General features: G+C 65.8%; 2 protein-coding genes. One reads left to right on the top strand and one right to left on the bottom strand.

Features of this window, described 5'->3' with window-relative positions; genetic code table 11:
- Positions 1–238: 238 nt before the first annotated feature.
- Positions 239–763 carry a DUF6924 domain-containing protein gene (locus AC1D1W_RS20560; protein WP_476944683.1) on the bottom strand — a complete coding sequence of 175 codons (525 nt, stop codon included), beginning with the start codon at positions 761–763 and terminating at the stop codon, positions 239–241.
- A 456-nt stretch (positions 764–1,219) separates the two neighbouring features.
- Between AC1D1W_RS20560 and AC1D1W_RS20555 the strand changes: the two genes are divergently transcribed.
- Positions 1,220–1,903: a DedA family protein gene (locus AC1D1W_RS20555; RefSeq protein ID WP_476944682.1), complete on the top strand. Its 684-nt coding sequence runs from the start codon at positions 1,220–1,222 to the stop codon at positions 1,901–1,903.
- Positions 1,904–2,154: the final 251 nt, after the last annotated feature.

Here is a 2,154-nt window from a genome sequence, read left to right as displayed (position 1 = left end):
ACCCGCAAACCATCCAACCCGCCCCACCCGAACCCGGAGCGCACAAAACGCCGACCAGATCCGGTCTTGAAATTTAGGGGATTGGCCGCCTCCGGTTCCCAGCATTTCCGCTGGTCTCCCTCGCGGCGACTTAGAAAACAATACACCCACCACGCCCCCACCGCAACTCCACCCCCCCACACCCACCCCACCACCCAAAAACCCCGCCACCACAACCCAAAACCACCCGTCACGCACCTCATCGCACACTCCCCCGCCGCCCACGGCCACTATGCCGTGCATCACTCCATCCCCGTGCCGGCAGCTCCCCCACACGGCGGGCCCAGGCACTAGCAGGGGCGTATGACGAGTTGATGGCCCAACAGCAGCGAAGAACCCTTGAAACCCGCGGGGGAAGTTGCAGGATCTCGTGGTTTGATCGAGCGATTGATTCGGCCGCAGCCTGTTCCCAGTACATCGAAGCAGCAAGAACAGTCAGGCAACCCCCTGAGGTCACCCTTGCTGTCTGTGCTTCCTGCGAGCTCCCCCAGTCCATGTTCGCGATGTTTAGGTTGTCATCGACTCCCCAGAGTTGGCGCGCAATGCATCGGAACGGTCGGCGCGATGCCTCGCGCAGATCCGTGATCTGTATCGGATACCCGCCTTCAAGAGCGCCACGTTCCACGAGGAACAAGACAGAGGCGTGTTCATTGCCTGCCGGAGCCGCCTGGCGAACCTGTTTCCACCCGACGCGATTCCAGGCGGTATCATCAACGGCCCTCACTCAGGCGCGGAATCCATCTTCATGCTCGGAAAGCGCATCCACCCAGACGTCTGGTGCTGAAGGTCGTAGGCACCAGAAGGGAGGGAGGGCCAGGCCTGTGCGTGAGTACTGTCCTTCGTGCGTCTTCTGTCGCCAATAGTCCCGGGAAACCGGGCAGCTCTTCAGGGCCTAAAGCAGGAGGCGTAGGAGACGCGCAGGGCCGGCGGTCGTAGCGGCGCGGGCGGTGGTGGCTGCGGGCGATCCGGCCGGAACGCCGAGGCTAGCGCCGCGGCCGGAAACGCAGTGCCGCCGCTGGCCGGGCCGTGTCCGCAGCGTGCTCTTGACGCGGCCCCGGCCGCAAGGGTAGACAAGGGCCATCCCGGTGCTGTCGCGGGGGTTATGACCGCAGACAGAACGCGGGCAGCGCGGGGACCGTCATGATGAACCACGGCGGAGCAGCGGAGTGAGGTGTGAGCGATGACCGGATTAGTTGCCTTCCGCTTCGTGGCGCTCGGCTGGGCAGCCTACTTCGCCGCGGAAGCAGGGGTTGCGGACGAATGGGCGTACTACTTCGCCGTCTTCGTGATTGTGCTGGCCCAGTGCGCCGGTGTACCGCTTCCCGCCGTGGCCGTCCTGCTTGGCGCCTACGCCTCGGCGCGCCACGGAGACCTGAACCTTACCGCCGTTATCGCGGTCGGCAGCCTGGGCGCCATGCTCGGGAGCACTATTGGCTACGTACTTGGGCGGGTGGGAGGCCGTCCGCTGATGCTTCGACTCGCACAGCGCTTCCATGCCGACGAGAATCGCATCCTCCAGCTCGAGTCGTTCTTCGATCGGCACGGCGGCAAAGCCTTGTTCTTCGGCCGCTGGGTCATTGTTGTCCGGCTCTGGGGCGCCATTGCCGCGGGGGCCGCCAAGATGCCGTGGCCCACTTTTCTGCTCTGGACCATCACAGGGTCAATTGCCTGGGTCGCGAGCCTCAGTGTTCTCGCCTATTTGGCCGGGGCGCTGGCCAATGCGATCGGTGACGCTCTCGACATCGGCGGTTGGGTGCTGGTCCCATTCGTCGTGCTGGGCCTGGTGATCGTTTGGCGCCGGCGCAGACGCCGGAAGCTCAGGCCAGCGGGAGGGACAGGGGACGGCGCACCCGATGCCGAATGAGCCCGACCAGGCGCGTCCGGCCTGTACGTTCCTGCAGCAACGCTCGGCCTCCTTCAAGGCGGAGCATACGACGTCCCAGGGGGCCCCTCATCGGCGATCGGGCACCAGGGCGATTACCGGACCGACCCGGGTTCTGCTGGGCAGCTGGCCCTGGTCTTGTCCGGTCCGGTCCGGGTTCCGCCCCGGGTCGGGGACCCCGGCCCGGCTCGGTTCGGAGAGGCCGGTTAAATGCGGGAGGACCCCCACCTGGT

It is taken from the genome of Arthrobacter sp. P1_B4, assembly GCF_056406555.1.
The sequence above is the reverse complement of the archived record's forward strand: the minus strand, read 5'-3'. Positions and strand labels throughout refer to the sequence as shown.

What these genes read in the sequence shown, in the direction of transcription:
- AC1D1W_RS20555 (WP_476944682.1), top strand. Translation starts at nt 1,220, where the DNA reads ATGACCGGATTAGTTGCCTTCCGCTTCGTGGCGCTCGGCTGGGCAGCC.